Source organism: Mycoplasma simbae ATCC 49888, from assembly GCF_000702705.1.
GTDB classification, from domain to species: Bacteria; Bacillota_I; Bacilli_A; order Mycoplasmatales; family Metamycoplasmataceae; genus Mycoplasmopsis; species Mycoplasmopsis simbae.
Map to the genome: position 1 here is coordinate 13,598 of NZ_JNJG01000012.1, position 19,473 is coordinate 33,070.

15 protein-coding genes, 1 rRNA gene and 1 pseudogene are annotated in these 19,473 nt (G+C 31.7%); 3 read left to right on the forward strand and 14 right to left on the reverse strand.

The window, feature by feature from the left end; all coding sequences use genetic code 4:
- Window positions 1-207: 207 nt before the first annotated feature.
- The 14 genes from T329_RS0103525 to T329_RS03810 all read right to left on the reverse strand — a co-directional run bounded on the left by T329_RS0103525 (window position 208) and on the right by T329_RS03810 (window position 16,556).
- Entirely contained in the window at window positions 208-405 is a 198-nt protein-coding gene (locus T329_RS0103525) for a hypothetical protein (protein ID WP_029609048.1), read from the reverse strand.
- A 265-nt stretch (window positions 406-670) separates the two neighbouring features.
- On the reverse strand, window positions 671-2,119 hold the full coding sequence (locus T329_RS0103535; RefSeq protein ID WP_029609049.1) for a hypothetical protein: 1,449 nt from the start codon (window positions 2,117-2,119) through the stop codon (window positions 671-673).
- A gap of 115 nt (window positions 2,120-2,234) precedes the next feature.
- Window positions 2,235-2,507 (reverse strand): hypothetical protein, encoded by a 273-nt coding sequence (locus T329_RS0103540; protein WP_029609050.1) that lies wholly within the window; start codon window positions 2,505-2,507, stop codon window positions 2,235-2,237.
- A gap of 53 nt (window positions 2,508-2,560) precedes the next feature.
- The gene (locus T329_RS0103545) at window positions 2,561-3,649 is read right to left on the reverse strand and encodes a hypothetical protein (RefSeq protein WP_029609051.1); all 1,089 of its coding nucleotides are present in this window, start codon (window positions 3,647-3,649) and stop codon (window positions 2,561-2,563) included.
- Window positions 3,650-3,737: 88 nt separating this feature from the next.
- Window positions 3,738-4,991 carry a serine hydroxymethyltransferase gene (gene glyA, locus T329_RS0103550; protein WP_029609052.1) on the reverse strand — a complete coding sequence of 418 codons (1,254 nt, stop codon included), beginning with the start codon at window positions 4,989-4,991 and terminating at the stop codon, window positions 3,738-3,740.
- 7 nt (window positions 4,992-4,998) lie between these two features.
- A complete protein-coding gene (locus T329_RS0103555; protein WP_029609053.1) occupies window positions 4,999-7,176 on the reverse strand; it encodes a phenylalanine--tRNA ligase subunit beta in 2,178 nt (725 codons plus the stop codon).
- Window positions 7,177-7,178: 2 nt separating this feature from the next.
- Entirely contained in the window at window positions 7,179-7,853 is a 675-nt protein-coding gene (locus tag T329_RS0103560; protein WP_029609054.1) for a uracil-DNA glycosylase, read from the reverse strand.
- Window positions 7,840-8,796 carry a phenylalanine--tRNA ligase subunit alpha gene (gene pheS / locus T329_RS0103565; RefSeq protein ID WP_029609055.1) on the reverse strand — a complete coding sequence of 319 codons (957 nt, stop codon included), beginning with the start codon at window positions 8,794-8,796 and terminating at the stop codon, window positions 7,840-7,842. Before pheS ends, T329_RS0103560 begins: the two co-directional genes overlap by 14 nt.
- Entirely contained in the window at window positions 8,796-10,010 is a 1,215-nt protein-coding gene (locus T329_RS0103570; protein ID WP_029609056.1) for a replication-associated recombination protein A, read from the reverse strand. Before T329_RS0103570 ends, pheS begins: the two co-directional genes overlap by 1 nt.
- A gap of 74 nt (window positions 10,011-10,084) precedes the next feature.
- Complete coding sequence (locus tag T329_RS0103575) at window positions 10,085-11,020, reverse strand: alpha/beta fold hydrolase (protein WP_029609057.1); 936 nt, start codon at window positions 11,018-11,020, stop codon at window positions 10,085-10,087.
- A 91-nt stretch (window positions 11,021-11,111) separates the two neighbouring features.
- Window positions 11,112-12,890 carry a molecular chaperone DnaK gene (gene dnaK, locus T329_RS0103580; protein WP_029609058.1) on the reverse strand — a complete coding sequence of 593 codons (1,779 nt, stop codon included), beginning with the start codon at window positions 12,888-12,890 and terminating at the stop codon, window positions 11,112-11,114.
- A 72-nt stretch (window positions 12,891-12,962) separates the two neighbouring features.
- Window positions 12,963-14,339, reverse strand: coding sequence for an MAG0480 family ComEC-like protein (locus T329_RS0103585; protein ID WP_036461529.1), 1,377 nt, complete (start codon window positions 14,337-14,339; stop codon window positions 12,963-12,965).
- Window positions 14,264-14,767 carry an MAG0490 family ComEA-like DNA-binding protein gene (locus T329_RS0103590; RefSeq protein ID WP_029609060.1) on the reverse strand — a complete coding sequence of 168 codons (504 nt, stop codon included), beginning with the start codon at window positions 14,765-14,767 and terminating at the stop codon, window positions 14,264-14,266. Before T329_RS0103590 ends, T329_RS0103585 begins: the two co-directional genes overlap by 76 nt.
- An 88-nt stretch (window positions 14,768-14,855) precedes the next feature.
- Window positions 14,856-16,556 carry an endonuclease gene (locus T329_RS03810; RefSeq protein ID WP_051630156.1) on the reverse strand — a complete coding sequence of 567 codons (1,701 nt, stop codon included), beginning with the start codon at window positions 16,554-16,556 and terminating at the stop codon, window positions 14,856-14,858.
- A 176-nt stretch (window positions 16,557-16,732) separates the two neighbouring features.
- Between T329_RS03810 and tpx the strand changes: the two genes are divergently transcribed.
- From tpx to T329_RS0103610, 3 genes and pseudogenes are all read left to right on the forward strand, one after another.
- Window positions 16,733-17,218: a thiol peroxidase gene (tpx, locus tag T329_RS0103600; RefSeq protein WP_029609062.1), complete on the forward strand. Its 486-nt coding sequence runs from the start codon at window positions 16,733-16,735 to the stop codon at window positions 17,216-17,218.
- Between the two features lie 35 nt (window positions 17,219-17,253).
- A pseudogene (glpK, locus tag T329_RS03700) lies at window positions 17,254-18,765 on the forward strand (glycerol kinase GlpK).
- A 282-nt stretch (window positions 18,766-19,047) separates the two neighbouring features.
- Window positions 19,048-19,473: ribosomal RNA gene (locus tag T329_RS0103610) — 16S ribosomal RNA — on the forward strand; the annotation flags it as partial.

The following is a 19,473-nucleotide window of genomic DNA, read 5'->3' on the forward strand; positions in this document are numbered from 1 at the left end:
TGCCCGTTAACCACATATTTGGTGTTATCAAGATAATCACTGATGATGTATTTTCTATATTTATTCCACTGATCGTTTTTATTTTTATTATTTGTAATTAAATTACCAAGTGTACTGCGGTTGCTTGATTATTGTATCTGACTTTAGATAATTAAAAATTACATTACCAGCATAATTAGATAGGTAATTGTAACTGTTATTGCTTGTTTATAATTCTTGCCGGCTTTTATTCTTCTTGGCTTTGCCTTTTGTCGGTAAATCTTTAGTTATTTCATAATATCTTTTTGCAATTTCTATTAGTTCATCTTTATTAAAAATATCTCAATCAGGTTCTATACGTTTTCTAGGTCTGCCACTTACTTTTTTACATTCTGAACCTTTCTTTGTAAGTAGTTTATCTTGCATACTTAAATTATAGTATTTTATTTTTGGATATTCGTCTACGAATATATCTTTTTAGCTTTTTTGGTATGTAGGCAAATTTCGTACATAACTTTGATTGAAGCTTCAAAACCTTTCTTAAGATAAGTTTGATAAATAAGGCTAAATTCTATTTTTGTTAAAAGTCTAGACATTTTAATTCCCTTTCTCTAAAACGAAAAATTAACACCTTTTTCAGATGTTAATTCCTTGTTTAGTTTTAATGCGTGCACAATAATAATTTGTAGTTTTATCCAAACATTTCAATATTTTCTCAGTCTTTTCAGTAGTAAATTTTATCCCCGACTGTAAATATTTTGTCATCTAAATATCTACTTATTAAATGTTTTCGATACTTATTTCATTGCATTGAGTTAAATGTATTGATTTCTCTATCTGTTGGTGTTGATACTAATATATTTTTCACATTGTTTTTACGATGCTCAAGGATAGCTTTGCTATACAAATCGCCATATCAGTAGTAATCATTGTCATTAGTGGTGTAAAAATTAGTGTGAAATATTGATGGTGACACCCTAATATCAACTATCAGGTTTCTTGATAAATTATTAACAAGAACATCTGCATTTATTCCAAGCTCACGCAAATCAATAGAAACAGTTTTGAATTTTAGATTTGAGGTATCATTTTTTGAGTATTTATGTTTGGAAACAAAATCAAGATATTGCTCAAAATCCATCAATTTTGGTTGGTATTTGACGTTAAAAACAATAAAATCTGAGTTAATTTGGTCTTGTTTGAATTGGTTCGTTGCTATTGAAACATCATTTAAATTAATGTGTGTTGGAATGTCAAAAATTAATAAGTTTTTATCTGTATCAGTATTTTTAAAACGGACTCTTGCATTTAAAATAGTTAATTGACTGCGATTATGAGCCAAATCTTTGTATGTAAACATATGTGTGGAATCAAATAAAGAAATTCTTTTTTTCAGATATTTTATTTTTTTCTTAGTTGAGTGTTTATCAGCGCTACGTTCCGTAGGTTCAGTACCGCGTATATAAGGATTCTCATAATCATAGTAATCAATATAATCCTTTATGCCAAAATTTTTATTATCCATTTCATCTAACAATAATCTAGATAACTCTTGTCAATGCTGTTGCAGTTTTGAATTGTCATTTATTTTTAGCGATTCAGAATATATTTCATTAATTTGAGTATCCAAATGCAAATTTATATTATTAAATCCAGCTTGTGCAGAGTTGTTATCTTCGGAAAATGTGCTTGCTATATTTGCTAAATTTGTATAAGATAATGTGTTGAAATACTGAAATTTTAGATACTGATGTAGATATAATAAATAACCATAAACTTCAGATCTTAAATCATATGGGATTTGGTATGCGGGGTTATTAATGCTAAGTGTAAAATTTTTTACGTAGCTTGCTAAAGTTGTGTACTTACTTATAGAAATTTCATTACGTTTAAATAAATAACCTAAATAATCAAGGATTTCGGAATAAAGAAAAACGTGTGCTGTACTTTTATTATTTCATTCATTTATATGAAATCGCTGAGCTAAAGATTCACTGTTTACAATAATGTTAAGTCTTTTGTGTAAATCCGATTCAAATAGATTAAGATTATTTTTTGTAGGGATATTACCAGAGTTAACACAAGATGTTAAAGTGCATGTTGTTGCAATAGATAGAACTAAAAATGATTTTTTAAACATAAATTACACCCCTATAAGATTTCGATTATTGGTTTTTCTCAATGCGCATAATAATTTTCATTATAAACTACGATTTCTGATTATATAGGTCCAGCATGTTGTGGTAAGATTACAACTATCAATAATATTTTTCTCCTTTATGTTCAAAAAGCGTGCCGTCTAGATAGCCACTGATAATGTATTTGCTATATTTATTTCATTCATCATATGAGTTAAAAAATATTTCAAGATCATAAGGCGTAACTATTAATACGTCTTTAAGCTTATTTTTAGGTTGCTCAGCCAACTTGTCTACAAAATAATCTATGTGTGCATAGTCGCGGTAATCATCATCAAAGCTATTTACATCATTGAATATAAAGGGCTTAAAATCAACATTAACAACCAAGTCACTATTATCAATAAATAATTTATTAATGTCTATACCTAAATTGTTTAAATTTACACTGACACGTTTTTGTTAATAGGATCATTATAATTATGTGAGTATACATACTTGTCTTGGTAGGCTAAAAATTCTTGAAAATTCATCAATTGAGGCATATATTTTATTCTAATCAATAAAAGGTCACTATTTGATGAGTATTTTTTAACTGTGTAGGCATTTATATAAATGTCATCGCTGTTCAAATTATCGTTATAGTCAAATGACAAGGTATAGCTATTAATTTTGTTATCAATGTTAAATTTAATATTTTTAGGTATTAGATAGTTCAGGTTTACTAGCCCTTCATAACTGGTATTTCGATTCATTTCAATGATTCGGGCTCTTTCTTGAATACCTCTTCTTATAGATTTAACCTCATCTATATACTCATCATTTTTATATTTTTGTGGCCAGATAAATTTTTTTAAAACAAAAAATTTCGAATAATCGTGTGTAAATTGTTTCTTTTTCATTAATTGGCTGCGATAAATTCGAGCAATGCTTTTTCAAGAATCTATTTGTTTAGGGTCATTTTTTGCTTCTTTTATGTTTTTTAAAATGTTCATCGCATCCTTTTGCAAACTGTAGCTAACAAAATTTAATTGCTGACTATTTTTACTCTCGTCTTGGGGTGTTTTCAAGATTAAATCTTGCGTGTTACGATAATCTAGATTACTTCTTACTTCCATAGATGCAAATTTAGATAGATAAATCAAATAACCATAAATTTCAGTTTTATATTTTGGGTCAATATAAAAATTATTTGACATTATTTGTCTAGTGAAATTTAAAAGATTATGCAAAATCAAATCATGTAATTGTTGTGTAATTCTGTTATTTTCAATACCAAATTTAAGGGTATATAAAATACGTGAATAAAAATATATTGCATCTTCAAAATTAGTGTAAACACGCAATGATTTTATTAATTTATTAATATTTATATTGGACTTAAGAGCTTTATTTAGCCTGTGTTCAATGCTAATTAATTTGTCTGAACATGATTTAAAATCGTCTATATTTTTGTCAATAACGCAAGAGCTTGAAGCTAGCGAGGTTGCAAAAATTACTGTAGATAAATATAAAAGCTTATTTTTTATCATTTTTCCTCAAAATATATTATTTGAAATTATACACTTTGTAAAATCTATTCCACAAAAAAACACGCACAGTAAAATGTTGCGTGTTCGATTAATATTCACCAATAATTGGAAACTCTTTATTCAGTATTTTAATTTGATTTAATAATTGATTTTTTAGCTCTTTATCTTTCAATATAGTTGAGTGGCTTTGCAATATTGTATGCATAATTGAAGCCAATTGCCCCCATTTATTGAACTGACGCGAAGTCATGGCTGCTACACCAATTCTAATTCCTGATGAAACCATAGGGCTTAATTCGTCGTTAGGTATTGTGTTTTTATTCACTGTAATGTTGAATTTGCCTAAAAGTTTTTCAGCATCTTTGCCGGTAATGCCATAGCTTTTGTATACATTAATTGTGAATAAATGGTTTTCGGTTTTACCGGAAACTATTTCAACGTCATGTGCTAAAAATCATTCGCTAAAAATTTTGGCGTTTTTGATTATTTGCTGTCCATATGCTTTGAATTCTGGTTTTAGTGCTTCGCCAAATGCAACTGCCTTACCAGCAATAGCGTGAAATAATGGTCCACCTTGGTAACCCGGAAAGACTCATCGATCAACTTTTTTGGCAATTTCTTCATCATTAGTCATGATAATGGCGCCTCTTGCTCCACGCAATGTTTTGTGCGTGGTAGAAGTGATAATGTCAGCATAACCAACGGGTGAGGGATGAACTCCGGCAATAATTAGTCCTGAAATATGTGCTATGTCAGCTAGCAATTTAGCACCACATGCATCCGCTATTTCCTTGAATTTGGCAAAATCAACAATGCGTGGATACGCAGAATAACCACAAATTATTACAGCCGGCTTTTCTTTAATAGCTAATTGTTTAATTTGTTCATAATCTAATACGCCATTGCTATCTACATCATAAGAAATAGAATTGTAGAAAATGCCACTAAAACTAACTTTATATCCGTGTGTTAAGTGTCCACCAGAACTTAAAGATAGTCCCATAATTTTATCGCCAGGTTTAGCAACTGCAGCTAAAGCTGCTGCGTTTGCTACTGATCCAGAATAAGGTTGTACATTGACATATTGAACATTGAACAATTCTTTAGCTCTTTGGATTGCTAAAGATTCAATTACGTCCACATTTTCACAGCCACCATAATATCTTTTACCAGGATAGCCTTCACCATATTTGTTGGTTAGTGTGCTACCTACAGCTTTTAATACATCATTAGAAACATAGTTTTCGCTGGCAATTAATTCAATGTGATTTTGTTGTCTTTTTGTTTCTTTATTAATTGCTTTTTGTACAGCTTTATCTTTTAGAATTATATTTTTATACATAAGCCCCCTAATTGAATTTTGTACTGATTTGTTCAATAACTTCGCTATCAGCTAGAATTCTTAAAGTAATTTTTTGGCTAGTTGGAGTTAGGTAAGTATCGATTTGGCTAATTGAAAAAATATTGAAATTTTGTTTAATTAATTCAATTTTTGAAGCAATTGAGCTATGTAAATCAATTTCAAAAGTGAGATCAATTGATTTAAGCGGTTTAGCATCATAGCTATTAAAGCTTGGGATAGGCTTAATATCTTGATCTTTAAACTCAGCCACTCATACGTTTTGGCTAGCATAGCGTGGGTGAATTTTACCTATTCAACCAATCATTGAGCCATTGTACATAATTTTAGCTGAGACATTTGGATGAATGTACTCATTGTCTTTAAAAGGCACAAATTCAAGATCTTGAATTTTTAGGTAATTAATAATATCTTGTTTGATTTCATCAAATGTTTTAATGTTTGAAACTAGACCAATTGAATAATCATTGTAATTAATCATACCAAATTCAAAAATGCTTATTTTTTCCATTTTACGCTTGAAGTTGTAATCAACTACACCTAACATTGAAGTAATGATTGAATTTCTAATTACTTCACGCTCTTTTGAAACAAATGTTTGCAATTTAACGCTATTTTCATAGCCAAATGGGTTTAATTGATTATTTTCGACACTTTCAAGGCTAAAAGTTCTAACCTCTTTATAACCCATGGCCTGGATCAAGTTTTTGCTAATGTCACGACGGTTTACTTTAAAAGGAACTAATGTTGGCTTAATTGGTTCAAAATTAGTGTAACCATAAAATCTAAAGTATTCTTCAATCACATCTTCATATGCGTTGATATCACGACGATAGCTTGGGGCAGTAACCCTGTTTTTATCTAACTTGAAATCTAAAGTTTTTAGTTTGTTTTCTACATCTGCAAATTTTCTTAATTGGGCAATGGTACAGTTTGCATAAAGTGCCAATTTTTTACGATTTTGCAATACAGAATTACCTTTTTTGGCTTTAGGTAAGCCCACAATGTTTGAAAAAGGCTGTTTGTCGGCATAAGCTTTAAATTGCAAGTATTGCATCCCTAAGCGAACCATTTCGGTGTTTACGCCACGACCACCTTGAATGCTTGAAGCTGACTCGATTTTGATTTCTTTAGCTCCGTGACGAACTTTTTTAGATTCAAAAGAACCAATTTCGAATACAACTGATTTAGTTTGCTCACTCACAGATGTGTGTTCTAAACCCATAACGCAAGCTAGTGAAACCGGACCATTAGTATCGCTAATTGCTAAAACGTTATTTACATTTACGCTTTTGCCGCCTAAAATATTGACTTGTCCGCTAAATTCTTCGCATTTTAAACGGTTTTGAATTTTGTCTGCATCATATGCGTGAGCTGGTGTACCTACATAAAGCAATGCTAAATTAGTTACATCAATTGCTCAAATGTTTTTAGCTTCCACGCCGTGTTTAGCTAAAAACAGCATGTCCAATAAGTTAGTTTTAGTTTTAGTTTGTTTTGCTTCAATAAAACTTAAAGCTTCAGCTACATTTTTGTCTGAGCGAATTTTAGTTTCAAATCTAGGTTTAATAAAGCGAGTGTCTCATTTGAATCAAGTGAATTTAGTGTTATAGTAGGCTGCTAATTCGCGAGCTAAAACATAGTATGAGTTGGCATCTGAACGATTGGCTGGTGTAGTAATATCAATAATATAATCATCAAGTCCAAAATATTCAACTGGATCGGCATCTAAAGGCAATTGTTCATCTAGCATCATAACTTCATCAGCATTGAAAGGCAATTTAGAAATATCAAAACCTAATTCATTGAAGTTAGAAAGCATCCCTTGCGATTCAATTCCTGCCATAGTTTTGGCACCAAAAGTTATTTCACCTTTTTGAGAACCAATCACAAAAGCAGTTGTGTAAGCACCTACTCTAGCGTTTTTAGCATTTGTTTGAATTGTAACTTTGTCATTGTTAGCTAAAAGTAATTCAACAACGGTTAAATTTTTTGAATTTGGGTTTGGATAAACATTAACAACCTTGGCAAATTTAACGCCTTTAACATCGCTAAAAGGCAAAATGCTTTCAACTTCATAACCTAAATTGTTGATAGCTTTTTCCACTGAAGCATCTAATTTGATTTCAGGCATGAATTTATTTAATTCTTTAAGAGTAATAATCATTTTTATTCCTTTCTTAAACTAAAATCAATGTTTTGATCTAGTTTTTGGTTGACTTTTTTGAAAAAACCAAAATCTTTAAAACTTTTATTGGTGCGTGCATAAGCAAGAGGCGAGGGGTGCGAACAATAAATTATTTGCTCTGGATTTATTAAGCCCTTATCAATAAAAGGTTTAATAAATTGATACGCACTATTGCCTCAAATTCCAAAAACAATATCTTTTTTTATGTTGATAATAAATTCAATTAAATTAGCAACAAATATTTCTCAACCCATATTCGCGTGCGAGTTGGGTTGTTTTTCACGCACACTTAAAACTGTATTAATCAGCAAAACACCTTGTTTTGCTCAACTATCAAGCGAATATGTTTGAATTAGACATTCTGGATAATCTTTTTTAACTTCCTTGATAATGTTACTTAAGCTTCGTGGCGGGGTATCCAAATGAGTACTAAAAGCTAGTCCGTCCGCTTGGTGGGGCAAATGATATGGGTCTTGACCAATAATAATTAATTTAGTATCAATAGGTTCGAAAAAACTGAGCGTTCTATATCTATGTTGCTTGAGCGGGTAAATATTGTATTTTTGCTCATCTTGGTCAATAAAAGATTGAAGTTTTTTAAAATAATCTAAATTATGTTGACTTTGAATAAAGTCTTGAAAGCTATTTTTCGCCATGGAATTGATTTAGGGTTCTTAAATCGTTATTGTAAAATTCACGAATATCTTTGATGCCGAATTTGATCATTGCTAAACGTTCAATCCCCATGCCGGTAGCAAATGCGTTGAATTTTTTGTTATCATAGCCAGCCAATTTCATCACGTTTGGATGCAACATTCCAGCTCCTAAAACTTCAATTCAACGACCTTTATAGAAAATATCTACTTCAACACTTGGTTCAGTAAATGGGAAGAAGCTAGGACGCAATCTTAACTCTAATTCTTCTTCAAATACGTAGCTTAGCAATGATTTTAAAGTTCAAATTAAGTTAGGGAAGCTAACGTTGCCTACACTAACAAAATCAAGTTGCGTAAATTGGTGTGAGTGAGTAGCGTCGTCCTCGTCATTACGGTATACCTTACCAATGGCAAAGTTATTTAGTGGTTTATTTGCATTTTTTTCAAGTTCGGCAGCACTAATTCCAGTGTTGTGTGTACGCAAAAGTGTGGTGGCGTTTAAATATAATGAATCGTGCATTGCTCTCGCTGGGTGATCGCTGGGCATATTTAATTTTTCAAAGTTGTAATAATCTGAAACAATTTCGCCATCTTTAGATTCAAAATATCCATTTTGAATAAATCAATCACGAAGTCTGTTTTCAATAATAGTGATTGGATGCAATGAACCTGCAAATTCGCTTGGTTTAGCCACGTCTATAAATTCAGAGTTCACTTGCTGTTCAATACGTTCCTCTTCTAAACGTTTTTCAACTTCGCTAAATTTTGCTTCGTATTCTGCTTTTAGGTGGTTAATTTGTTGACCAATCAGTTTTTTTTGTTCAATTGATGCTGTTTTTAATTGACTTTGTAATTCGAAGATTTCGCCTTCTTTTGAATAAACCTTGCTTTTAGCTAATTTTAATTCTTCAAAGCTTTTAATTTGGTTAAAATCAAGTTTCATTATTTATTTTCCTTTCAATTTTGCAGTGTTTTAAAGTATTTTTGAATCTTGTCTAAATCGTTTTCACCTGGCTCAAAAAACACATTATTTTGAGCTTTTTTAGGTAAGTAAGTTTGTTTAACTCAATGGTGTGGATAATCGTGAGGGTATTTGTAGTCATTGCCATGACCTAATTTTGCAGCCGAAGCATAATCTGATTCACGTAAATTGTTAGGAATATCAAAGATGTTTCCTTCATCAACATAGCTTTGAACTTTTTTCATTGCTATATAAGTGCTGTTGCTTTTAGGACTTAAAGCAATATAACAAATTAGATAATATATTGGCAAATTAGCTTCTGGAAAACCTAGTCTTTCAACTGCATTCAAAGCTGCTTCGACTCTTAAAGCTACATTTGGATCAGCAAGTCCAATATCTTCATAAGCAACAGCACTTATACGCCTGAACAAACCCTGGTAATCACCTGTTTTTAAAATCAATGCTCCATAGTATAAGGCGGCATCTACATCTGAACCTCTCATTGACTTATGGAATGCTGATAAATTATTGTAATGTGCATCAGATTTCATATCCGAGTAAAAATGTATGTTGGGAATGAGGGTTTTTATCGCGTTTTCGTCAATATTGTTGTCATTATTTAGCAGTGCTAACATCTGTAAATTGTTTAAGCAAAACCGATAATCTCCAGTGGAATGCTTGATCAAAATTCGAATATTTTTGTCTTCAATTTGTAAGTTTGGATAATGATTAGCTATCACCCTTTTAATTCCAGTAAAAATTTCTTCTTCGCTTAGTTTATTGAACTGAAGAATTTGCATTCTGCTTCTTAAAGCTGGATTTATACGAAAATAAGGATTTTCTGTTGTTGTTGCATAAACAATTATTTTGTCAAATTCAAGATATGAAAGCAATATGTCTTGTAGATTTTTGGTAAGTCTATGAATTTCATCGATTATTAAAATATCATTGTGTTCGAGTTTATCTATTAGAGCAGTTTTATTATCGACACTTGCATTAAAAAGTCCATATTTTAAGCCTAAATCATTTGCTAATGCAATTGCGCATGATGTTTTGCCAGTACCTGATTCACCATAAAACACAAAAGAAGTAGTTAAACGTTTTTCAACAACTTTTTTAAGTAAATTAACGTTGTTTACTTGACCAACAATATCATCTAATTTTTGCGGTCGCAACATATTTGCTAAATTATTCATATATGTATATTTTAAGTCAAAGAAATGAAAAAAATAACAAATTTTAAAAATTCCCAAAATTATAAAAAATAAGCTTAATGCTTATCTATTAAATGTTTTTTGATGAAGTTGTAAACATCATTATGTACTTTTTGGCGGCAAAAATCGTTTAAGATTTCGTGTCTATATCCTTTATATAAAATTGAGCTAACTTTTTTGTTACCTAGTTTATTGTAAAACTTAAGTGCTTGTTTGTTGGCTTTGCCATAATTTCCAATTGGATCCATAGATCCAGCAATTAATAAAATTGGCAGTTGTTTATTGAAATTATCAATAATTTTTTTGTTATTCATATCAATCACTAACTGAGATAAATCAACAAAAAATTGATTTGAGCAGCCAAAACCGCACCATTTATCGCCCATATATTTAGTTATTTCTTTTGGGTCAGTTGACAACCAAGAATACATTGATTTATTTTGCTTAATTTTTTTATTAGCATCTTTAAAAGCTAAAGAATTCACTAGTGGATTTACTGTACGAGCCCCTTCTTTTTTAACAAATCTTTGAGCAATGAATTTACCTATTTTAAGCTGTAAATTAGCAAATGAAGCAGTGCCACAAATAATTGCAGCATCTAATAGTTGCGAATATGAGTGAAGATAATTGCGCAAAATAATTGAACCCATACTGTGACCAAATATTACGTATTTAGCATTTGGGTATTGATTTTTTCAGTATTTTCTTAAATCTTCAACATCATTTATTAATTTAGAAGTTGCATCACTATTATCTAGATGTCCTAATTGTCCTTGTCTTGTTCCTGTTTCGCCATGGCCTCTATTGTCCATGGATACTACTTTTATGCCATTTTGCGATAAAAATCTTGCAAATTCACTATATCTTTGAGCATGCTCTGCCATTCCATGAATTATTTGAACAATAAGTGCTGGCTTAGTTATTTCTGGCGCAAAATCGTAAGTTACCAGCTCTAAATTGTCTATTGAAGAATTTAAAATTATTTTATCCATTTGTACCTCTGAATTTATTATATTCTATAGACATTTTTTTGAAAATAACTATTGAAAATGTATAAAAAAAGCTCATTTTGAGCTTAATTTATTATTTTACGTCTTCTTCTTTAAAACCTTGTTCTTTTTCTTGTTGTTGTTTTTGAATTTGTTCATTAATTAATTCAAAAGCTTTGTCAATTTCATCAAGTTTGGTTTTTAGTTCTTCAAAGTTTTTATCGTCAAGAAGTTTTTGTAATTCAGCCACTTTTTCTTCAGCTTGTTTTCTTTGAGCTTCATCAATTTTGTCTTTATTTTCTTCAAGTGATTGTTTCATTTTTGAAATTAATGATTCAGCACGAACTTCTGTTTCAATTTCTTGTGCGCGTTTTTCATCAGCTTCTCTGTGAGCTTCTGCATCTTTAATCATTTTTTCAACTTCTTCGTCACTAATTTTTGATGAGTTTTGAATTACTTTGCTTTCTGATTTACCTGATTTAACATCTTTAGCTGAAACTGTTGTAATACCATTGGCATCAATTGTGAATGAAACTTCAATTTGAGGAACGCCTCTAGGAGCTGGTTCAATACCGTCTAGATTAAATGTTCCAAGAGATTTACAATCGTTTGCTAATTTTCTTTCGCCTTGTACAATGTGAATTGTAACTGCTGTTTGGTTATCAGCTGCTGTGGTAAAGGTTTTAGTTTTTGTAATAGGAATACGTGTGTTACGTTCAATTAATGAAGCAACAACACCATGTTCTGTTTCAATACCTAATGTTAAAGGAGTAACATCAACTAGTAAAATGTCGTTAATGTCACCAGCTAAAACAGCACCTTGAATTGCAGCACCCATTGCAACCACTTCATCAGGGTTAACTGATTTGTTAGGTTTTTTGCCTAATTTTTGCTCAACTAGAGCTTGAACTGCTGGCATTCTTGTTGAACCACCAACTAAAAGTACATCGCTAATTTCTGATAATGAAACTTTAGCATCCGCTAAAGCACGGTCAATTGGAGCTTTAGTTCTTTCTAGTAATGAAGCTGTCATTTGTTCAAATTCACTTCTTTTTAGTGTCGCTTCCACATTAATAGGCGCTTGTCCTTCAATGAAAATTAAGAAAGGAAGTGAAATGTTTGCCACCATTGAAGAAGAAAGATCAATTTTAGCTTTTTCAGCAGCTTGTTTTAAACGAGCCATTGCCATTTTGTTTTCTTTAACATTGTAATTGTGTTCTTTTTTGATTTTGTCAACTAATCAGTCAACAATTGCGTGGTCTCAATCATCTCCACCTAGTTCATTATCACCTGCTGTTGAAAGAACTTCAAAAGTTCCATCTGCTAATTCTAGAATAGAAACGTCAAATGTACCACCACCTAAGTCAAATACAAGCACTTTTTTCTCTTCGTCTGTTTTATCTAAACCAAAACTTAGAGCTGCTGCAGTAGGTTCGTTAATAATTCTTAAAACATCCAAGCCCGCAATTTTACCAGCTAATTTAGTTGATTCACGTTGTGCGTTGTTGAAGTAAGCTGGCACTGTAATAACAGCTTTTTCTACTTTGTGACCAATTTTTTCTTCAGCATATTTTTTAAGGTTAGATAGAATCATTGCTGAAATTTCTTCAGGTTTGTATTCTTTTCCGTTTGCTTTAACTGTTTGTTTTGTACCCATTAATCTTTTAATAGATGCGATAGTATCTGGGTTTGTTTCGATTTGGTTTTTTGCGTTTTCACCAACGATTGTTTCGCCATCTTTAAATGAAACTACAGAAGGAGTAGTTCTTTTACCATTCATGTTTTCCAAAACAACAGGAGTTCCATTATCCACGATTGAAACAACTGAGTTTGTGGTACCTAAGTCAATACCAATAATTATTTCTTTTGCCATATTTTTTCCTTTCAATTCCGATTTGTTATGTAATTATTTTATCACAACTTTAGCACTCAAACAATTAAAGTGCTAATTTTTTGTTTTTTTACGTTTATGTCTATAAAATAGCGGTATAGATAAAATAAATGACCATAAAACTAGCCAAATTAATATAGAATTATGCGAGATATTTGCATTTATGTATCAAATTAGGCTATATTTTTGTGCTAGCAAAATCAAAAAGTTCAAAACTAAATAAACATAATGTAATAAGACGGGTATAAATCAAAATAAAATAGATAAAGTATATGTTAGCTGGATAATTGGACTAAATAAATTTGCGAATATTAAACCTGTTATATTGATAAATCCATTTAGTTTGAGAGTTCATATTAAAGATGTTATGTAAATAATCGTGGCTAAAATTAAAAACTTAATGATTTTGTGCTTTATCTTCATAACTCCAAGCGATTTGTTTATCAATATAATAAATAAGGTAGTGCTAAAACTCAAAATAAAGCTTATTGATAAAATAATGCTTGGGTTCATATAAAAAATTATTAAAGCCGCAATTGGCATTGAGTAAATATTAAGCTTAGGATGTTTAATTTTAAAAAACTGCATCACAAAAGCTCTTAAACCGCTAACAAAGTTGGCCAGCATACATAAATAATAAAATAAGACTAGAAATGATAATAACGTAGCAATCTTTTTGTATTTAGCGTTATTAATTTTTTTAATAGGTCATAAAACTAACCTGAATAGTATGTCAAAATGCAATCCCGAAATAACTAATAAGTGTAGGATATTGACTGAAATTGCATTTTTAGTTAATTGATATGAATCATAATTAAAACCAAACACAATTAGCTTTCAATATTGCTTAAATATTTCACTGGATTGATTAGATCAATTATCAATTAATTGAGAAGTTGAATAAAGAGGTTTATCAACACGTTCAACTATGGCTTTTTCAAAAATATGGTCAATGCGATTGGCATAGTAAAAATTTTTTTGCTCCGTAATCGGATTCAAAACACCTTTAATATTAACTAAATAACCTACCCTAAGTGCTTCAGCGCTGGTGTATTTATTTGTGTAGAGTAAAAAATAATTGTTCTTAACGTTTAAAATCGCATATTTTTCACCTATTTTTACAACACTAGCTCGTAAATAATAATTTCCAGGTTCTAAATTTGATGGCAAACGAAGATATCTTAAAAATAAATACGCGCTTAAGACAGTAATTAATAACCATAGCAATTTAGGCGAAATTATTGCAAGAGCTAAAGACCCTGTTGAAAGCAATAAAATTCAAAAATATTTACTATCAACGTTGCTTAATGATAAATGTAATAATAATGGCGAAAGTAATAGAAAAATTTTGACTGCTATAAAATAAGCACTTTTTTCAATTTTTCTAATGCTTTTGAGCCTATTCCTGAAATTTGATTTATTTTTTCTCAAGTTGTGGATGGATTATTCTTTCTGTGCGTGAGTAATTTTTGTGCTATCGACTTAGAAATTCCCAAATTAGTTAAATCAACAAGCGAATTTATTTGTGATCATGAGATTGCAGGTTTATGTTCCCTATTTACTTTTTTAAAGGGAATTTTGATAGTAATATTTGAGGCAATTTTTTGATTTTGATCAATGCTTGTTAAATCAGAATCAGCTCTAGGTTTAGCCATAATTAGAGCTTGTTTTAATGTTGAGTTAATAGGCACCTCATACTCACCTGGATGTAAAACGGCGCCACTTATTTTTACCTTAACCTCCTTGTTTTGATTGGTTTTTGAAATAAAAGTTTGTTTTTGGTCCAGTGAAAGTGAAAGCGCTAAGCCAAATATTCCAGCTGCTAAAACACTTCCTAAAATTCATACTCTTTTTCTCATCACTTACACATATTGTTTGCGAAGTAAAAAATCCTAAAAAAGGAAAAATTTAACATTTTTATTGAAAAATTTCAATAAAAAACAAGCATTAAGCTTGTTGTTCAAAAACTAATTGTGTTGCAATACCTTTGTTTTTAAATACGTATGTGTTGTTGTTGCCATACACAACATCAATTAGTTCAGGGTAATCACTAAAGACATTTCTATTTCTTTGGTGTTTATAAATTCCATTATTACGATCTAAATCAAATTGCGTTAAAGGATCTTTAGCAGATCAAGTTAGCATTGTTTGTAAAAATTTAGGTTTTATTTGGTTGCCTGTGGTAAAAAATCTTTTACCTGAACCATTTTGAGTTAAGTTTTTATCCCTATAAACTAAAGCAAAATAAAGAATAGCTCTAGCCACGTCACCTTTAAACTCATTAATTACTTCGGTAACTGGTTGATTATCTTCAACTCCTGAGCCCACTTTGGTACCATTTCTTGAAGTGAATGTTGCGTTTTTGACTTCACCATAAGGGTAGTTTGAGTGTCTAGCGTTTACTTCCGCATCAGTAGGTCAAACGTGATGAGCATCATCACGCATTGGGCTTTGTTTATTGAATCATGATTGAGCAATTATGTGTTCACGGTTTCAGCCACCACCTTCTCGTCCGCCATTGCCTTTATTACCTTCGTTGTATTTATATGGGTCATTACCACTTGGGTTTTCCGCATACATATCCATTACTGAACCATCATTTTCATAGTATTTATCAACGAATGCGTCTCTATATGTTGCGTATAAAGCGTTGTAACTTTTACCGTGATTTCTATGTTTTTTAACAAGTTCAAATAAAGCGGCTCTTAATGCATCACCGCTTAAGCCTTCTAAACTTGCATAATAGTTATCTTGTTGATAGGTCACGCCTGATGCATTTTTTAGAGATTTGGCCACTAAATTTGAATAAACACTGCCATCATTTTGGCTAGGAGTTACAGGTTGAGTGGTTGAAACAGCGCCGTTTTCTGGTTGACTAGGCGCTGTTGCACTACCTGCGTTTGAATTGTTATTGTCTGTAGAATTTTGTGTATTTTTAGCAATATTAAACACACTTTTATACACGTTTTTACTGAAAACAGGATTAACTTTTTTACCTTTATACAGCGAAGCACGATAGCTAATAATTAATTTATTTTCAATTATTTGGTATTCAAGTTGAATATTTTCTTTTTTATCTCCCGCACTATTATTTGGTGAAGAAAGATTGAATTTATCATCTTTAGAATGCTGTTCTTTTAGTTTGAATACTACTGTAGCACGTTCTCAAACGGCAGGTTTGCCCGGAAGCTCAGATGAAGCAACTACACTTTGAGTTTTAAATGAATAGTATAGTTTCTTATCTTGTAAAAGTTCAATTACATTTTGAGTTAAATTCTCATCAATAATTAAGAAATTGTCTAAACGTTCTGCTCAAGCAGCGAATTTAGCTTCACTAGCTTTTAATTCATTTTCATTTTTTGCTTCAAATTGGTATTCAGTGTCTTGAGTTAACCCACTTGGCGAAGATGGCTGACCTTGAGACTCACCTGTTCCTGGGTTAGTCTGTGACCCCCCCTGACCAGGCTGAGGTGAAGGATTAGGTGTTGGGGTTGTTTGAGTCCCTCCTTGACCTGGTGTTGTACTACTCCCTTGCTCTGGTTTTGTTTGATTTTCAGTATTTTCCACGCAACCAGCACTCATAATTAAAGCTGGCATGCTCAGTAGTGGAAATTGGGCTAAAAGTCAAAATTTTTTACGTTTAGGCATATATAACTCCTTGATAATATCTAAATTTTTACGCACTATTTTAGTGCATTATAATTATATTATATTTTGGTAACATTTTCATTGCTATATTGAAAGCTTTAGCACTAACTTTATTTGCTTTAGCTGCACAAAAATAGAGTTTTGTGTGTATAATACAAATTATTATTGGAGGTGTTATGCAAGTTAAATTTTTATCAAACCCAGTAAACTTATTGGGCCAAGAACTTAAAGTAGGTGATATTTTTCCTAGCTTTAAAGCAGTTAATCTAGATATGAGTGATTTTGATTTTGATTCATTACCAAAATCAAAAAAATTAGTGTTTTCAATTCCTTCTATTGACACAGGTGTGTGTGAAATGGAAACAACTAAATTTTTAAACTTTTTTAAACATAAAGACTACCCAGTAGTCGCTGTTTCACACGATTTACCATTTGCGTTTAAACGTTGATGTACAGCTACAAATAATGAAAAAATTGTACCTGTGAGTGAATTTAGACACAAAGAATTTGGTCTAAAAACAGGAACACTTTTAGAAGGTATTGGTTTATTAGCTCGTGCTGTGTTTGTGCTAGATGAAAACAACAAAATTCTACACGTTGAATACGTGGAAGAAGTTACAACTGAACCTAACTATGACAAAGCTTTAGCTTTCTTCGCTTAATAAAGTCGCATTTAGATGCGATTTTTATTGTAATTATGCCCAAATATATTCTAAGTTTAGATGTAGGCACTACTTCGTGCCGAAGCATAATTTATAACCAAGAAGGCTCAGTTGTAGCACAAACTCAACACGCATATAGTCAACTTTATCCCCAAGCTGGTTGAGTTGAACAAGACGCACTTGAAATTTGAAACAGTGCAGTTTTGTGCATGCAAAATGTAATTCAAAAAGCCAAGATTCAGCTTGAACAAATCGAAGCTATTGGTATTAGCAACCAGCGTGAAAGCGTAGTTTTATGAGACAAAACTACTGGTTTGCCTGTGTATAATGCCATTATTTGACAAGATTCACGTACTAGTGAATTTTGTGAAAAAATTAAACATTTTGAAACAAAAATTCAACAAAAAACAGGTTTAATTTTGAATCCATATTTTTCTGCAACTAAAATCAACTGAATTTTAGACAATGTTTCACTAGCTCAACACACACTTAAACAAAACAATTTGCTAGCTGGCACCATAGATTCGTGAATAGTATGAAAATTAAGCCAAGGCAATATGCACATTAGTGACGTAAGCAACGCCTCTAGAACTATGCTTTTTAACATCCACGCTTTGGAGTGGGATCAAGAATTACTGACTATTTTTAATGTTCCTAAGCAAATTTTACCTAACGTTGTACCAAGTGCACAAATCCATGGAGCTTTTAATTCTAGTGTTATTTTTGCCAACACTAATACCAAGATTAAAATCGCTTCCATAATTGGCGATCAGCAAGCCTCACTATTTGGGCATTTATGTGTACACGAAGGTATGATTAAAAACACTTATGGCACTGGCTGCTTTGCTTTAGTTAACACAGGCACTAAAATTATTCAATCTAAGCACAAACTTTTAAGCACCATTGCCTGACAATTTGACTCTCAAAAACCCATTTATGCCTTGGAAGGCTCTGTTTTTGCGGCCGGCTCAGTAATTGAATGAATTAAAAATGATTTGCAAATACTTTATCATCCTAGCCAACTAGATTTTTATGCATCTTTGGCGGCCCAAAGCAAACAAAATCACGTGTATTTTGTTCCTAGCTTTAATGGTTTGGGAGCTCCATACTGAGATCCAGATGCGCGCGGAGCAATTATGGGTTTAACTCGCGGCACTAAACGTGAACACATTATTCAAGCTGGCTTATAATCAATTGCTTTTCAAAGCTATGATTTAATTCAAGCTCTCCAAGCCGACACAAATTATGAATTTAAGCAAATTAGTGTGGATGGAGGTTTAAGCAAAAGTGAATATTTAATGAATTTTCAAGCAAATGTTTTAAATGTAAATGTCGCTAAAAATAATAATAGTGAATTAACTGCTTATGGCGCGGCTTTAATGGCTGCACTTGCAAGTGGGTTTTGATCTAACCTAGATCAATTTAGCAAAAATCAATCTCAAATCTATGCTCCAAATATCAACGAGCACAAGCGCCAAAAATTAATTCAAGGTTGACACCATGCAGTTAATAAAACTTTAGGTTGAAATAAGGATGTTAATAGCTAAGCTGCTGCTGGCAGCTTTTTATAATAAAGTAGCTAAAAAACAAAATAATATATAAAGATACAATATTAATATTAATAGAAAAAATATTTTAACTTTTTTGTTTGCTTTGTTAAAAAGTGTTATACAATAATTATCGCTAAGTTGTTAGCAAGCAAATATAAGTTAAAAAAATCTTAAAAATTTATTTGGTTAAATTCTAGATTGTGTTATCATTATTAAGCGTTTTAACAACTGCAAATATTGTTCTTTGAAAACTAGATATATAAACATGACGAAGTCAATTTTTTCGAGAGTTTGATCCTGGCTCAGGATGAACGCTGGCTGTGTGCCTAATACATGCATGTCGAGCGAAGTACTTGTACTTAGCGGCGAATGGGTGAGTAACACGTACTCAACGTACCCTTCAGATTGGCATAGCGGTTGGAAACAACCGATAATACCAAATACTTGTTTAGATCGCATGATCTTTACATAAAAGACGCCTCAAAGCGTCGCTGAAGGAGCGGGGTGCGCAACATTAGCTAGTTGGTGAGGTAACGGCCCACCAAGGCAATGATGTTTAGCGGGGTTGAGAGACTGAACCGCCACACTGGGACTGAGATACGGCCCAGACTCCTACGGGAGGCAGCAGTAGGGAATATTCCACAATGGACGAAAGTCTGATGGAGCGACACAGCGTGCAGGATGAAGGCCCTATGGGTTGTAAAC